The sequence below is a fragment of the Thalassospira sp. genome (assembly GCF_040218635.1).
In the GTDB taxonomy this organism is placed as follows: Bacteria; Pseudomonadota; Alphaproteobacteria; order Rhodospirillales; family Thalassospiraceae; genus Thalassospira.
Window position 1 is genome coordinate 161,388 of sequence record NZ_JAVJRB010000012.1, and the last position, 14,241, is coordinate 175,628.

Sequence of the window (14,241 nt, forward strand, 5' to 3'; positions counted from 1 at the left end):
AAACAGATGAGAAAATTAGTGATTGTGACAGGTGTTGCGATTCTGGCTGTTGCCGGAAGTGCTGCATTTACAATGTTTGCTCCGGGAAAAGGAGAGGCGCAAACGAACGTGACAGTAGCTGGTGAGAGAAGCAAATCGATCACAATCTATCGGGACCCGAACTGCGGATGCTGTGATGCCTATGGCGAATATCTTGAGACCAATGGATATCAGGTTACCCGTGTCGATGATCGCGATTTCGACAAGCGATCCGTTGCCGCCGGTGTCCCGGAGCAAGGGCTGGGCTGCCATTTGGCCGAGATTGACGGATATGTCGTAAGCGGGCTGGTTCCCGCCGAGATCATTGAACGGATGCTTGATGAACGCCCGGATATAACGGGTATCACGCTGCCCGGCATGCCACCAAATGCGCCGGGCATGGCACGTGAAAAAACCGGGACGCTGAAAACCTATGCGTTCGGAGAGGACGGCATTGCCGTTTACGCCAATGAATGAGTGTTTTGGACAGATGATGGATGGTTCGATGATGGGTGGCCCGATGATGATGCTGATGATGGCAGGAGGCGGTCTTGTGTTTCTTCTGATCCTTGCGATCCTGATCATGAGCGTTCTCGCGTTGTTTAAATATCTTCGGGGCGGGAAATGAGTGCGGTATCGCCCGGATCAATGGTCACCGGATTAATGGCTGGCGTCGGCATGGCTTTGTTGTTCGGCGTGATGGATGCCAGCGCGAAGCCCGAGAATCTGACTTTTCTCGAAAAGCCGCTCACTCCGGAACAGATAGCACTGGGCAAGGATGACTATGTTGAATTTTGCGCATCGTGTCATGGCTCAAATCTTGAGGGGCAGAAAAACTGGAAGCGCCGCCTTGACACCGGGCGGATGCCCGCGCCGCCACACGATGCCAGTGGCCACACATGGCGCCATAGCGATCAGGAACTGTTTGCGATCACCAAGTTCGGGGTTGGCGCTGTCGTGCCGGGGTATGAGAGCGATATGCCTGCATTTGAGGATGTGCTGAGTGATGAGGAGATCATCGCGGTACTCGGTTATATCAAGAGTGTCTGGTCGGACGAAGAACGCGAATTCCAGCACAATCTCAATCTTAAAGACGGGAGGGCGAGATGATTGCAGTCCCCAAAGAACATCGCCCGCAGAAACGGTTCAACCGGCTGATCTATTTCTTACCGCTTGGCATAGCATTGATATTGGGTGTGGCCCTAGCGAAGGGATTAACTCTTGATCCCAACACACTCCCCTCTGCCCTGTTGGGTAGACAGGTCCCGGAATTTGACCTTCCACCGGTAAAAGGTCGAACACAAGGTTTGTCGAGTACAGATATCAGAGGTGAGGTGTCGCTGGTCAATGTTTTTGCCTCCTGGTGTGTTGCGTGTCGCGAAGAGCATCCCGTGTTTATGAAACTGGCTCGCGACGGCACCGTCCCACTGCATGGCCTGAACTATAAGGATCAACCTGACGACGCTGCAGAATGGCTCGATAGTCTTGGTGATCCCTATACGAGAACCGGCGCGGATATTAATGGACGTGTGGCGATCGACTGGGGCGTCTATGGCGTCCCCGAGACCTTCGTTGTCGATGCGAAAGGGAACATTGCATACAAGCATGTCGGGCCGGTGACGGAAAAAGTGATGGCCGAGACCATTCTGCCAAGGGTCGAAAAATTGCGTAATGAGGCCTCAGGTGCCGGAACTGCGGAGGCACCTCGATGAAGAGCCTCTTAGTGCATATGAACCTGAAAGTGGGGTTTGCCGCTGGCATCATACTGGTGGTTGTTACCACATTGACCATAGTTTCGTTACGCAACGAGAAGAATGTCACCGATCAGGCAGCGGACAATGTAAGGCAGAGTCAACAGCGCTCGTTTGTCATGCATGATGCTCCCCGGCCTCTTCCCGAGTTCGGGTTCGAAAACGTCGAAGGTCAACCCATGACATTGAGTGATTTCGAGGGAACGGTCGTCTTGCTGAATGTCTGGGCTACTTGGTGTGTTCCATGCCGGGAGGAAATGCCGACTCTGGATGCCCTGCAGGCCGAACTCGGCAGTTCGGAGTTCAAAGTCGTTGCCTTGTCGATCGACCGGGCCGGAGTGGATGTCGTGCAGGATTTCTATACCGAAATCGGTATCCGGAATCTGGACTTCTTCATCGATCCAACCATGAAAACCACGACGGCTCTGGGTATCCCCGGTTTACCGACGACGCTTCTGATTGACAGGAACGGCCGCGAGCTTGGTCGACTTGTCGGACCGACCGAATGGGCGACAGCAGAGATGATAAAATTTCTTGAAACCCACATCTACACCGATTGAGGAAGGATCCCCTATGACTGAAATACAACGGACCAAATCCGGCAATACCTCGCTTGGACATGACGTGGTTCATGCCGTTCGATACTACCTGAAGGGACGTCGCGGTTTGCTCGTGCTGGCAGGAACCGCACTTGTCGCCGGACTTGCATTTAACTGGAGCTGGCTGGTTGCCGCCGGCATCGCGCCTTTGCTCCTCTCCGTTCTGCCGTGCGTAGCGATGTGTGCGCTGGGTTTATGCATGAACAAAAAGGCCTGTTCGTCGAAAAAGAGCGCCAGCGATATCGCCCCTTCCTCCGATGAAATCCCGAAAAACAGTCTTCCCGGCAATGAGGCCGGAAGGTCCCCGGCTGCATCAGGCGCAAATATAGCGTCTTTAACTCCGCAGTCGGGACATGAGTCCACAACCGAAAGGAATGTTAAAGATGCGTAAGTCAATCAAACTCACCGCTATTGCCACAATGATGGTCGCGGGACTGGCGACAACAGCCCTTTATGCCCAGGAAGCCCAAACTCCGGACATGCAATCCCCGATGATGGAGCATGACGGCAATTCCGGCATGGGGGATATGCAGGGCATGATGGGTATGATGAAGATGATGAGCCAGATGGGTCCGATGATGGAGCAGTGTACTGAAATGATGGCTGCAATGACCGATCAAATGCCGAAGCCTTCCGACAAATAACATCGTGACATGACACCCGCCCGGGACAAATACCCGGGCGGGATTTTCTACGGGATCGTTTCATGACATCGCATAATTTCAACCGGTTACGTTTCATCCGTTCTATATTATGGGGGATGGTTGTTCTTGCTGCCCTGCTCTTTGGCGGCGCATATATCTTCCAGGCTTCCGACCGCAAGCAAATGTCGTCGGGGGCCGAAGGGACGGGAGAAGCCGCCATTCACTCTGATTTTTCCTTGACCGATCATCAGGGAAACCGTGTGACCGAAGCAAGCTTTCCGGGGCGTTGGCAACTTGTCTTTTTTGGTTTCACACACTGCCCTGATGTTTGTCCGACCACACTTGCCTATATGGCGGATGCGCTTGACCGAATGGAATCCGAAGCCGACCGTGTGGCACCGATATTCATTACAATTGATCCGGTACGCGATACACCTGATGTCATGGCTGAATATGTCGAGGCCTTTCATCCGGCGCTGATCGGATTGACCGGTAGTAAGGAGGATGTCGCTGCAGCCGCCGAGGCTTTTCGGGTCTATTACGAAAAGTTGGACGACGATACAGCACCGGACGGCTATTTGATGGCCCATTCCGGGCATCTTTATCTGATGGCACCGGATGGGCGTTACCTGACTGTCTTTCGTGAAGGAGATCAGCCGGCAGAAGACATGGCAATCCGGATTCTCGCGATCATGAATGGGAGTACAATATGAAAAGAACAGCCATCGCCCTCGTCATGACCTTGCTATCAGCACTACCGGTTTCTGCCGGAAACCTTGTCGAAATATCTGACGCCTGGGCACGTGCCACGATTCTGACATCCCGTCCGGGTGTGGCATATCTTACGATCACAAGCGCTGCGACCGACCGCCTTCTGGAAATCACCACAGCTGTGGCCGACCATGTGATGATACATGATGTCGTCACGGTCGATGATGTTCGCCGGATGCGACATGTCATGGCTCTGGATGTTCCGGCCAACCGCCCGGTCACTCTGGCGCCGGGGGCAATGCATCTCATGTTGACGGGATTGCATGAAAAACTCCGTGAAGGTGAGAAGTTTCCCATGACATTGCGCTTTGAAAACGCAGGCGAGATTAGCATTGACGTCGCCATTCTTGGCATAGCTGCCGCCGGGCCGCAGGGGGAAACAGAATGATCCGGTGGTTGTTTTTGATCCTGGCGTTGACGGCCTCACCAGCTTTTGCGAATCATCCCGGTGAACACCTTGACGAGGTGATGGCGGATAAAGAGCCATATTTTGAGGTGACAAACACCGGAAAGGTTCCAGAGATAGAACTTTTTAACCAAAATCAAGGTCGCTTTAATTTGAGCGACCTTGATGATCAGATACTTATTTTAAGTTTTGTGCCAAGGGATTGTGGTGCAGCCTGTGCAGAACAGCAAACCCTACTGGCGTCCTCTCAGGCGAGGCTGAATATTAGCCCGATGCGGGAAATGGTCACGTTCATTACCGTTCATTCCGAAGATTTTTCAGATACTCCTTCTTGGGATCTGGTGAACTGGCGGCCTGTTATGCCGTCTTCGGATATCAGTGCTGTAACTGTTGCCGATAAATTCGCCAAATTGAGCCAGCGTGACGGGTCTGCGCCGATGATTCATATTATCGATCGGAATACCCGCCATGCCGGTATTTTTCACGGCACGAGTTTCAATCAGATGAATCTGATCCTTTACGTGAACGGATTGACAAACGCTGTCCACCCCCCAAAGCCGCCTGTTGAAAAGGGGTGGCTCGATCAGTTAACAGACTGGTTCTCAAAAGTAGGAAAAGAGCCCTGAACAAAGATAGGCTTAGCACTGTTTGGTTAGCTGACCTTCCTGTTCTCTGAATACTTGGTTCCTGATTTTACGGAATACAGATTAATGCCTGAACTTTCCAATATCGGCATAATAAGCGCGTTCGCCGCAGGCCTCATATCGTTTCTCTCGCCATGCGTGCTGCCTCTGGTTCCCGGATATATCTCCTATATCGCGGGTGGTGCCTCTCTTTCGACCAGAACGGAGGCAATCCGAGTTGGTCGATTGTCATCTCTTGGTTTCAGCCTGTGTTTCGTTTTGGGCTTCACCACGGTTTTCGTCCTTCTGGGGGCCAGTGCAACAGCACTTGGTCAGGCCCTGCTCGGGTACCGGTTCGAGATGAATCTGATTGGTGGCGGCATTGTCATTCTGTTCGGGCTGTTCATGCTGGGAACGCTCCGTCCGGCGTGGATGATGCGAGAAGCACGCTTTCATCTTGATCTGCCTGGTGGGCGTGTGACTTCGGCATATGTGCTTGGGCTTGCTTTTGCGTTCGGGTGGACGCCCTGCATTGGCCCTATTCTCGGTGCCATTCTGACTGTCAGCGCCGCGTCGGCAACTGTCAGCGATGGTATTGCTTTGCTGATCGTATATTCCGTGGGGCTTGGTGTGCCGTTTCTCTTGGCAGCACTGCTTACCGAGAGTCTGTCTGTCAGATTGAAATCCATAGGACGCTTTGGGCGTTATCTCCGTGCAGCGGCGGCCTTGATCATGATTGCTATGGGGACGGCGATGATGACCGGTTATATGTCCGCCTTTGCGTTCTGGCTGCTGGAAACATTCCCGCTTTTGGGGCGCATTGGTTGACGGGCCAGGAAGAACCTTCCAACACTTAATGGCTTTCTTAGCAGTGACTTGTGCGCGCTATTTTTTGCCGAAAAATTGGAAGAAAACAGCAAAGTACACGTCGTGTGAGACACTTCGAACAAAATACTTGACCTTCCAGTGACTGGAACCTTCATACTTGCTTAAACAGCAGACAATCAGAGGTTCAGATGCAAAACCATAATCACGTGCAAATAAAACTTGATGGCATAACCTGCTCCTCTTGCGTAGCAAGAATCGAGCAAACTCTATCCGCGATGAAAGGTGTCGGAGAAGTATCGGTCAATCAGGCGAATGAGACAGCCCGAATGAAGGTCGACAAGGCGCAAAGGCTTGTCGAGATTGCTCAAGCGCTTCAGAAACTTGGTTATGCCCCCCAATATGGCAACGTAACTCTAAGTGTGAATTCAATGTCATGCGCCTCTTGTGTTAATCGCATCTCAAAGTCGCTTGGCCAAGTCACCGGCGTAATAGACGTAGCCGTCAACCTTCCAGCTGAGACTGTAGCGGTGAAATTCCTACAGAATGTTGTCTCTCCGACTGAATTGTCCTCCCAACTGACTGCTTCCGGTTATCCATCTGAGATCAAAGAAACAACGGACAGTTCTATCAAGAATAAACAGGTTGCGCGTGAAATAGCCTACCGTACGCTTTGGGCTGCTTTGCTAACTCTGCCTATTTTTCTGACCGAAATGGGCGGTCATATCATCCCGGAACTTGCTAATGTTATCGAAAGCACGATCGGGCAGCAAACTTACTGGACGCTGCAATTTATCTTAACAACAGCAATTCTTGCCGGGCCGGGCAGATACTTCTTCATCAGAGGTGTCCCTTCTCTTCTGAAAGGTTCTCCAGATATGAACAGTCTGGTCGCACTCGGAACGGGAGCGGCTTATATATTCTCTACCGTTTCCACATTTCTTCCTGAACTTATACCTGTGGAAGTTCGCGCAGTATATTTCGAAGCCGCAGCAGTCATCATTGTTCTCATCCTGCTTGGCCGTTTTCTGGAAGCCCGTGCAAAGGGGAGGACTGGAGCGGCGATCCAAAAACTTCTGGGACTTCAAGTTATAGAAGCACGAGTACAACGCGATGGCGAAAGCGTCATTGTTCCTGTTGATGACCTTCAAGTTGGCGATGTTATTATAGTGCGCCCGGGTGAACGAATCCCGGTTGATGGTGTAATTGTTGAGGGAAACAGTCATATTGACGAGAGCATGATAACGGGCGAGCCAATTCCTGTTGCCAAACAAGCTGATTCAAAAGTCACAGGAGGAACCGTGAATGGTGCAGGAGGCTTCAGTTTTCGCGCAACTCGTGTTGGTGAAGACACAACATTATCGCAAATAATTCGGATGGTTGAAGAAGCCCAATCCACCAAACTTCCCATTCAGAGTCTGGTTGATCGCGTAACTCAATGGTTTGTACCTGCAGTCATGTTTTTTTCTGCACTAAGTGTCTTGGCATGGTTTTTGTTCGGTCCTGAGCCAGCCGTTACAATGGCGTTGGTGGCAGGTGTTTCTGTTCTAATAATAGCCTGTCCTTGCGCAATGGGGTTAGCCACACCAACCTCCATCATGGTTGGAACAGGTCGTGCAGCTGAAATGGGTATTTTGTTTCGCAAGGGAGACGCACTTCAGGAACTTCGTTCCGTTCAGATCGTTGCGCTCGACAAGACTGGTACTTTGACGGAAGGGCGGCCAGAGGTAACCGATTTTGTGGTTGCTCAAGGCTTCACAAAACTTGAAGTTTTAAGGTATGTAGCTGCTGTTGAAGCCAGATCGGAACACCCGATTGCCAACGCAATCGTATCTACGGCGCGCCGTGAGAATATTGACGCAGACCAACCAGTTACAGATTTCACCTCATTCACTGGTTACGGCGTCCGAGCAAAGGTTGATGATGCAACTGTCCTAGTTGGAACTGAACGCCTGATGCGACGAGAACAGATTGATCTCAAAGATTTTCCTGCAGTTGTTCAAAAGCTCTCACGAAACGGGCGAACAGCATTGTACGCAGCAATTGACGGACAGGTTGCTGCTGTTATCGGAGTGTCAGATCCTGTAAAGCCTTCAAGCAGGGACGTGATAAAAGCGCTTCACAGCCTTGACCTGAAAGTCGCAATGATAACAGGTGACAGTCTTGAGACTGCACAGGTAATTGCAGAGGAAACTGGAATTGATCATGTAGTTGCTGGAGTGTTGCCAGACGGCAAGGTTGCGGCCTTGAATGATCTTCGTGGAGAGGGGCGGAAGATTGCATTTGTTGGTGACGGTATTAATGACGCACCTGCTCTCGCTCATGCCGATGTTGGGATCGCGATAGGCACAGGCACTGACGTGGCAATTGAGTCGGCAGATATTGTTCTGATGTCTGGCGATCTTGGCGGCGTCATCAATGCCTTTGAAGTATCCAACCGGACGATGCGAAACATTCAGCAAAATCTGTTTTGGGCTTTTGGCTATAACACCGCACTTATCCCTGTTGCTGCAGGTCTGCTTTATCCTTTCTCTGGAATTCTGCTCACTCCTGTTCTCGCAGCAGGCGCAATGGCGTTGTCTTCGGTCTTTGTTTTAACAAATGCATTGCGGCTCCGTAAAATTGTGCCGGTAATGCGTATGTTGTGATCGCGTGATTGGATTGAGAAAGAACTGAAAAGTTCTATTAGATCGTGAGTGCGTCAAAGTACCGGTAGGAGAAGTTCTTCTCGGCAAGAACCTCTCTTACCCAATACCGGATTAAGGAGCGATTAAATGACGACCTCAAGTGATGAACAATTGGAGTATGTAGTTTTGCATGCTTTCAAACATGCCTGCAGCTGCGAAAGGCTTGATATTGCCGAATTTATGCTAAGAGCCCTTGAAAAGCTTGATCAGGAGCGAACGGAACATGACACCGTGGATCGTCCATTGATGGATGCGTATCGTGATTTGACGGCAAGCTCACAGCATCACAATAATTGATAGCTGGGGTGGTAAGGTCAATTGGAACACTTGAATTAACATTTCAAAGTATCCTTCATCTTTCAGCAAACCGAGTTTCACATGGCACGGCTTGATTCGTGTGAAGAAGAGTTGGTGGTTTTCTCAATTGGCAACTGAATGCAGCACAGGTGTTCCATGTCTGCACCCAATTAAAGAACGGGGTACAGAAACAGACTCGCCATAGGCCATTGATTGTTGCCCCAGACATTTTATCGCCTGATCCGACGCAGGAAGTACGCCAGAAATGGGCAATAGGTCATGCCGTGAGCGATTTTTGCCCGCAACGGACACTGCTCTTAACCCTTGATAGCCAGAATGCGTTTGGCGCCGTTCAGTACAATGACCCCGGCGATGGTGCCGATGATCAGGTCCGGATAATTGGACCCGGTCCACGCGACCAAAACGCCGGCGGTGATGACCCCCAGATTGATCACCACGTCATTGGCCGAGAATATCCAGCTTGCCTTCATGTGCGCCCCGCCCTCCCGATGTTTGGATATGAGCAGCAGACAACTGGCATTGGCAATCAATGCGACGAATGCGATAGCCATCATCACCAACGATTCAGGCTCACTGCCAAATACAAAGCGTCTCACCACCTCCGCTAGTGCTCCAACAGCCAGAATTAGCTGCAGAACACCAGCAAGATGCGCGGCACGCACCTGCATTCTTATGCTATGCCCAACAGCATAAAGGGCGAGCCCGTATACCGCCGCATCTGCGAAATTATCAAGAGACTCACTAATTAGGCCAGTGGACTGGGCTGCCAGGCCGGAAATCATTTCTATTAGAAATAGGAGTGCATTGATGCCAAGCAACCAGCGCAGGGTGCCTGCTTCTTGTTTGATAGAGGTAGTTGAGGCTTCGGCGGTCTTGATGGTCTCTGGATCGGCTGCGGTGCTTTCCTGAAGCGTAGCGCCTAGCCCCAAGGTCTCCAACTTTGTAGTGATAGCGGCAACTTCGCCATTGTGTACGACCTCCAACTGGTGGTTCGACAAGTCGAAGGACAAGGTCTGAATCTCCTTAAGGCCATTCAGGGCGAGGCGGATTATTCGTTCTTCTGACGGGCAGTCCATTTTTGGCACTGCATAAATACTGATCCATTGCTCTGATGCTTCGAAGGCGTTCGGTTCATCGGTATTCGATGGCGGAGGTGCATCACTACCAGAAAGGCTATCACAGAATATACTCATGACATGGTTCCACTTTAAATTACAGTGTTACCATTCAAAACTATATAGTAACTATAAGGTCAATAGGGTGGAGAGGACAAATGCGCATTGGTCAGTTGGCACGGTTAGTAGAGATCGACACACAAACAATCCGCTTCTATGAACAGCAGGGCCTATTGCCGTCGGTAGGGCGGAGAGAAAACGGCTACCGCGTCTATACCAAAAAGCATGGTCAACGGTTGAGATTTATCCGTCGCTGCAGAATTCTGGGTCTATCTCTGGCGGAGATTTCCGAACTACAGCAGCATCAGGATGAGCCTCATCAGCCTTGTAATGCGGTCAACGTTTTACTTGATGATCACATATCTCATGTGCAATCACAGATTGCCACTCTACAAGCGCTAGAAATACAACTCGTTTCACTAAGAGAAAGTTGCAAAGATGGACGGGATGTAGAGGAATGTGGCGTTCTTTCTGGGATCAATGATAAAGAGACGCATAAGAGGTAGAGGGGTTTTACTGTGGAACAAACCGAAAAACCAATATTTTACTCTTGCCGATTTAATTATATAAACAGAAACTTTTTTGGTTTATCTTGCTAAATACTTCCTATTTTATATATTACTTGGGGCGTATCCTTTTTTGTAATCTGGCATTCCATCATAAGTTTTTGTTGATATTTAGCTCAAGGATTTGGGAATAATTGAAATTTACTTCATTTGTTGGCATGCTGACAATGTTGTAAAAATTGATAACTGGCCTCTTTGTCCTTTTGATGAAGCCGAACTCACAAGCTACTACTTCAAACGTGGAACAAGGCTTCCAGAACAGGGCACTCAGGCACATCTTTTCCTGAACATTGAGCTGCCGTTTCCGCCAAAACCTGTTCGATCCGTTTCAGGTCATCAATTTTTGTGCGCACGTCAGCAAGATGGCTTTCCGTACGCTGTTTGACCTCCGAACATGTTTGCAACTGACCATCTATAAGAGTCAGCAACCCCCGGATATCTTCAATCGAAAAACCCAGATCACGGGCGCGCAGGATAAACCGCAACCGGGAAACATGTGTTTCGTCATACAGCCTGTAACCCGTTTTGCTGCGCCGCGGATCGGGCATCATGCCGGTCTTTTCATAATAGCGGATCGTTTCAAGATGACAGCCTGTCACCTTCGACAATTCTGCTCGCTTTAGTCGCCTCCCGGAATTGTGATCGTCCATGTGATCAAAACCTTCTTTAATCTGTAGCAGCTACAGACTGTATCTTAACTGCGAATCGAATTCGAGGTAAATCACATGAACGATATCAAATCGGACGACCTGTTGTCGGATGACGGGAAGCAGACAAAAAGAGGTCTGCTTGCAACTGGTGGAGTGGTCGGAGCCATTCTTGCATCCGCCTGCTGTGTCGCACCACTCCTGCTTCTGATGCTGGGGGTGTCGGGGGCCTGGATCGGCAATCTGACGGCTCTTGAACCTTACAAACCACTCTTCGCGACGGTGGCTCTGATATTTATCGGGCTGGGGTTCTGGCAGGTCTATTTCAAGACCAAGCCAGCTTGTGACGACGGGTCTTACTGCGCCCGTCCGGAATCCGCACTGATCACCAAAGCCGCCCTGTGGTTCTCAACCGTGCTGGTGGGATTGGCCCTGACAATCAACTGGTGGGCACCGCTGTTCTATTAGGAGAAATCGAGATGAAACGAACAGGCATTATTCTGGCCGGGGCATTTGCCCTGGGACTGGCTGTCATATATCCGGGAGGCTACCTCCCAACTGCGGCGCTTGCTGCCAGCGCCACAGCGCAGGATGAACAAACAACCGTTTTCGACATCGAAAACATGACCTGCGCCCTGTGTCCGGTGACGGTCAAAACCGCGATGGAAGCCGTCACCGGCGTAGAGGCCGTAGACGTCAACTTCGATAAAAAAACCGCAACTGTCACCTTCGACCCGTCAGTCGCCAATGTGGAAACCATCGGGATCGCTTCGACAAATGCCGGTTATCCGGCCAAGGCGCGGGATTAAATAATGCGTGGCAACACCATTTTCAAAACCGGGATCGTCGGAACAATTTTTGCTGTGATCTGCTGTTTCACACCAATCCTTGTTGTCTCGTTCGGGGCCCTTGGACTCTCGGCATGGCTGGGCTGGATAGACTATGTCCTCATACCCGGATTACTCCTGTTCATTGCCCTGGCACTGTACGGCTACCGACAACGAGCCCGTGCGCGCGCTTGCTGCGAGACCGATACACAACCAACCACCCGGAAAGGAAAATAATATGAACAATTGTTGTTCGACCGACAAACAGGAATATGACCTTGCTGTTATCGGCGCGGGTTCGGCCGGTTTTTCGGCGGCGATTACGGCCGCTGAACAGGGCGCAAGGGTCGCACTTATCGGCAAGGGAATGATTGGCGGCACATGCGTCAATGTCGGGTGTGTTCCCTCCAAAACCATGATCCGTGCCGCAGAGGCCGTGCATGGTGCGGGGGCCGCTGCGCGTTTTCCCGGCCTCTCCGGAAACGCTCATGTCGCTGACTGGCAGTCCCTGATCAAGGCTAAAGAGGATCTGGTTTCCGGTTTGCGTCAGAAGAAATATATCGATCTGCTGCCCGAATATGATGGTATCGATTATCTCGAAGGGGACGTTATATTTAATGACACCGGTCTTCTGCTTGACGGCAAAAAGCTTGTTGCAAGAAAGACAATCATTGCAACCGGCACATCCCCGTCATTTCCCGATATTCCAGGCATTGAGAATGTCCCCTGTCTGACCAGTACAACGGCACTTGAACTTGATCAGCAGCCACGATCACTTCTCGTGATTGGCGGCGGATATATCGGTTGTGAACTGGCTCAGATGTTTGCACGGCTCGGCAGCTCGGTTACGCTGGTGACACGGTCACGGCTTCTTCCCGAAGCAGAACCGGAAATTGCTGCATCGCTCACTCAGGAGTTAAGGAATGAAGGGGTATCCGTTCGCACGGGCCTCACCTACGAGAGGGTTGAACGGAAGAATGATAAAACGGAACTGACCATTAACGTTGATGGCCAGGCCGAGGTTCTTTTTGCTGAACATATCCTGGTAACGACAGGCCGTAAGCCGAATACAAACGGATTAGGCCTCGAAACGGCCGGAATTGAAGTAAATTCGAATGGCGGAATTGTTGTGGACGCGTACATGCGGACGACGCGTCCTGATGTATATGCTGCGGGCGATGTGACCGGGCGCGACCAGTTCGTTTATATGGCAGCTTATGGCGCCAAACTTGCGGCAATAAATGCCTATAACCGTGACGAACAGACATATGACAACACAACGATGCCCTGGGTTGTCTTCACTGATCCACAAGTTGCTGGCGTAGGTCTCTCCGAGGTTCAGGCACAGAAACGGGGCTTTGTGGTCAAGACATCTGTCGTGCCGCTTGATCTGGTGCCCAGATCACTTGCCGCCCGTGATACACGCGGTTTGATAAAACTCATTGCAGATGAAGCAACTGACCGCTTGCTGGGCGCTCAGATACTGGCACCCGAGGGCTGTGACAGCATTCAGACAATGGCGCTGGCCATACGGTTTGGGATGACCGCCCAAGAACTTGGCGACACGATTTTTCCCTATCTGACCACAGTCGAGGGCCTGAAACTTGCCGCTCAGGGCTTTGCGAGAGATGTCGCCAGACTGTCCTGTTGTGCCGGGTAACACCATGCGACGATGATAAGGAATTTACAAACGTGACACCGGACCTGTTCAACCTGATCTTTCTTGCGCTGGGCTTGGGATTTTTGGGATTTATCGAGCCCTGCACGATTGGCGCGCATATGCTGTTTCTCAACAGCCAGTGTGACCGTTCACTGCGCATGCGGGTTGGGGCTCTAGCTGCATTCATGCTCGCACGCCTTCTGGTCATGGGCGGTTTCGGCGGCGTGATCGTCATGCTGGGACAACGCATGATCGGGGTTCAGACCGGGGCATGGCTGATCTTTGGGGCACTCTATATGGTCATCGGAATTGTCTTCCTGTTCGGTGCAGGGGGACGGTTTCGGCGGCGTATCCGGATTGCGCCAGTCGGATGGCGGATCACGAAAAACCCATGGGTTCAGGGCGTTGCGTTTGGCCTGAATATTCCCGCCTGCGCCGCGCCGATCCTTTTCGGCCTGATGGGGGCCGCAACCGCAACAGGCTCCGCCGCAAAGGGTTTCATTCTGATGGCGGTCTTTGCGCTGTCGTTGTCACTTCCATTGGTACCGTTTTCGGTCGTGCCGCAACTTACTTCGCTTCTTGTCGGACTTGCAGACTGGATGCGTCCGCGCCGCTGGTTGACCGGCTTTGTTTTCGTCGCCCTTGGCCTATGGTCAATCTGGTTCGGGCTATTTGTCAATCTGGCAGACTGGGCAAAGGCATGAACTTGGGGAGGCGCCTCTCT

The 14,241-nt window shown here is 51.3% G+C and carries 21 protein-coding genes; 19 read left to right on the forward strand and 2 right to left on the reverse strand.

Features of this window, described 5'->3' with window-relative positions:
• The first annotated feature begins 6 nt into the window (after window positions 1-6).
• The 13 genes from RIC05_RS14605 (at window position 7) to RIC05_RS14665 (ending at window position 8,621) form a co-directional block, all read left to right on the forward strand.
• Window positions 7-495 (forward strand): DUF411 domain-containing protein, encoded by a 489-nt coding sequence (locus RIC05_RS14605; RefSeq protein ID WP_196871077.1) that lies wholly within the window; start codon window positions 7-9, stop codon window positions 493-495.
• Window positions 496-511: 16 nt separating this feature from the next.
• Window positions 512-646 carry a hypothetical protein gene (locus RIC05_RS14610; RefSeq protein WP_279627503.1) on the forward strand — a complete coding sequence of 45 codons (135 nt, stop codon included), beginning with the start codon at window positions 512-514 and terminating at the stop codon, window positions 644-646.
• Complete coding sequence (locus RIC05_RS14615) at window positions 643-1,128, forward strand: c-type cytochrome (protein ID WP_063089329.1); 486 nt, start codon at window positions 643-645, stop codon at window positions 1,126-1,128. Before RIC05_RS14610 ends, RIC05_RS14615 begins: the two co-directional genes overlap by 4 nt.
• Window positions 1,125-1,730 carry a DsbE family thiol:disulfide interchange protein gene (locus tag RIC05_RS14620; RefSeq protein WP_063093935.1) on the forward strand — a complete coding sequence of 202 codons (606 nt, stop codon included), beginning with the start codon at window positions 1,125-1,127 and terminating at the stop codon, window positions 1,728-1,730. The genes RIC05_RS14615 and RIC05_RS14620 overlap by 4 nt, the downstream gene beginning before the upstream one ends.
• Window positions 1,727-2,329: a TlpA family protein disulfide reductase gene (locus RIC05_RS14625; protein ID WP_223305185.1), complete on the forward strand. Its 603-nt coding sequence runs from the start codon at window positions 1,727-1,729 to the stop codon at window positions 2,327-2,329. The genes RIC05_RS14620 and RIC05_RS14625 overlap by 4 nt, the downstream gene beginning before the upstream one ends.
• Before the next feature lie 13 nt (window positions 2,330-2,342).
• On the forward strand, window positions 2,343-2,759 hold the full coding sequence (locus tag RIC05_RS14630) for a hypothetical protein (RefSeq protein WP_197464517.1): 417 nt from the start codon (window positions 2,343-2,345) through the stop codon (window positions 2,757-2,759).
• Complete coding sequence (locus RIC05_RS14635) at window positions 2,752-3,012, forward strand: hypothetical protein (RefSeq protein WP_063093933.1); 261 nt, start codon at window positions 2,752-2,754, stop codon at window positions 3,010-3,012. Before RIC05_RS14630 ends, RIC05_RS14635 begins: the two co-directional genes overlap by 8 nt.
• A 62-nt stretch (window positions 3,013-3,074) precedes the next feature.
• Window positions 3,075-3,725, forward strand: a complete 651-nt coding sequence (locus RIC05_RS14640) for an SCO family protein (protein WP_063093931.1) — start codon at window positions 3,075-3,077, stop codon at window positions 3,723-3,725.
• Window positions 3,722-4,171, forward strand: coding sequence for a copper chaperone PCu(A)C (locus tag RIC05_RS14645; protein ID WP_062956573.1), 450 nt, complete (start codon window positions 3,722-3,724; stop codon window positions 4,169-4,171). Before RIC05_RS14640 ends, RIC05_RS14645 begins: the two co-directional genes overlap by 4 nt.
• Window positions 4,168-4,815: a thioredoxin domain-containing protein gene (locus RIC05_RS14650; RefSeq protein ID WP_062956572.1), complete on the forward strand. Its 648-nt coding sequence runs from the start codon at window positions 4,168-4,170 to the stop codon at window positions 4,813-4,815. Before RIC05_RS14645 ends, RIC05_RS14650 begins: the two co-directional genes overlap by 4 nt.
• Window positions 4,816-4,899: 84 nt before the next feature.
• Window positions 4,900-5,640: a cytochrome c biogenesis CcdA family protein gene (locus tag RIC05_RS14655; RefSeq protein ID WP_350045461.1), complete on the forward strand. Its 741-nt coding sequence runs from the start codon at window positions 4,900-4,902 to the stop codon at window positions 5,638-5,640.
• Between the two features lie 188 nt (window positions 5,641-5,828).
• On the forward strand, window positions 5,829-8,285 hold the full coding sequence (locus tag RIC05_RS14660) for a heavy metal translocating P-type ATPase (protein ID WP_063093927.1): 2,457 nt from the start codon (window positions 5,829-5,831) through the stop codon (window positions 8,283-8,285).
• 126 nt (window positions 8,286-8,411) lie between these two features.
• Window positions 8,412-8,621: a hypothetical protein gene (locus RIC05_RS14665; protein ID WP_062956569.1), complete on the forward strand. Its 210-nt coding sequence runs from the start codon at window positions 8,412-8,414 to the stop codon at window positions 8,619-8,621.
• 317 nt (window positions 8,622-8,938) lie between these two features.
• Here the strand turns inward: RIC05_RS14665 and RIC05_RS14675 are convergent, their stop codons facing one another.
• A complete protein-coding gene (locus RIC05_RS14675) occupies window positions 8,939-9,835 on the reverse strand; it encodes a cation efflux transmembrane domain-containing protein (RefSeq protein ID WP_062956568.1) in 897 nt (298 codons plus the stop codon).
• 80 nt (window positions 9,836-9,915) lie between these two features.
• On the opposite strand from RIC05_RS14675, the gene cadR reads away from it, so the two are divergent.
• On the forward strand, window positions 9,916-10,323 hold the full coding sequence (cadR, locus tag RIC05_RS14680) for a Cd(II)/Pb(II)-responsive transcriptional regulator (RefSeq protein WP_063093925.1): 408 nt from the start codon (window positions 9,916-9,918) through the stop codon (window positions 10,321-10,323).
• A gap of 293 nt (window positions 10,324-10,616) precedes the next feature.
• Here the strand turns inward: cadR and RIC05_RS14685 are convergent, their stop codons facing one another.
• Entirely contained in the window at window positions 10,617-10,991 is a 375-nt protein-coding gene (locus RIC05_RS14685) for a MerR family transcriptional regulator (RefSeq protein WP_369813470.1), read from the reverse strand.
• Between the two features lie 117 nt (window positions 10,992-11,108).
• Between RIC05_RS14685 and RIC05_RS14690 the strand changes: the two genes are divergently transcribed.
• From RIC05_RS14690 to RIC05_RS14710, 5 genes are read left to right on the forward strand one after another with little or no spacing between them, the layout of a single operon-like run.
• A complete protein-coding gene (locus RIC05_RS14690; protein WP_062956566.1) occupies window positions 11,109-11,498 on the forward strand; it encodes a mercuric transporter MerT family protein in 390 nt (129 codons plus the stop codon).
• Window positions 11,499-11,509: 11 nt separating this feature from the next.
• Window positions 11,510-11,839 carry a heavy-metal-associated domain-containing protein gene (locus RIC05_RS14695; protein ID WP_062956565.1) on the forward strand — a complete coding sequence of 110 codons (330 nt, stop codon included), beginning with the start codon at window positions 11,510-11,512 and terminating at the stop codon, window positions 11,837-11,839.
• 3 nt (window positions 11,840-11,842) lie between these two features.
• Window positions 11,843-12,094, forward strand: a complete 252-nt coding sequence (merF, locus tag RIC05_RS14700; RefSeq protein ID WP_063093920.1) for a mercury resistance system transport protein MerF — start codon at window positions 11,843-11,845, stop codon at window positions 12,092-12,094.
• Between the two features lies 1 nt (window position 12,095).
• Window positions 12,096-13,517, forward strand: coding sequence for a mercury(II) reductase (gene merA / locus RIC05_RS14705; protein WP_063093918.1), 1,422 nt, complete (start codon window positions 12,096-12,098; stop codon window positions 13,515-13,517).
• 32 nt (window positions 13,518-13,549) lie between these two features.
• Window positions 13,550-14,221, forward strand: a complete 672-nt coding sequence (locus RIC05_RS14710) for a cytochrome c biogenesis protein CcdA (protein WP_063093916.1) — start codon at window positions 13,550-13,552, stop codon at window positions 14,219-14,221.
• Window positions 14,222-14,241 lie beyond the last annotated feature (20 nt).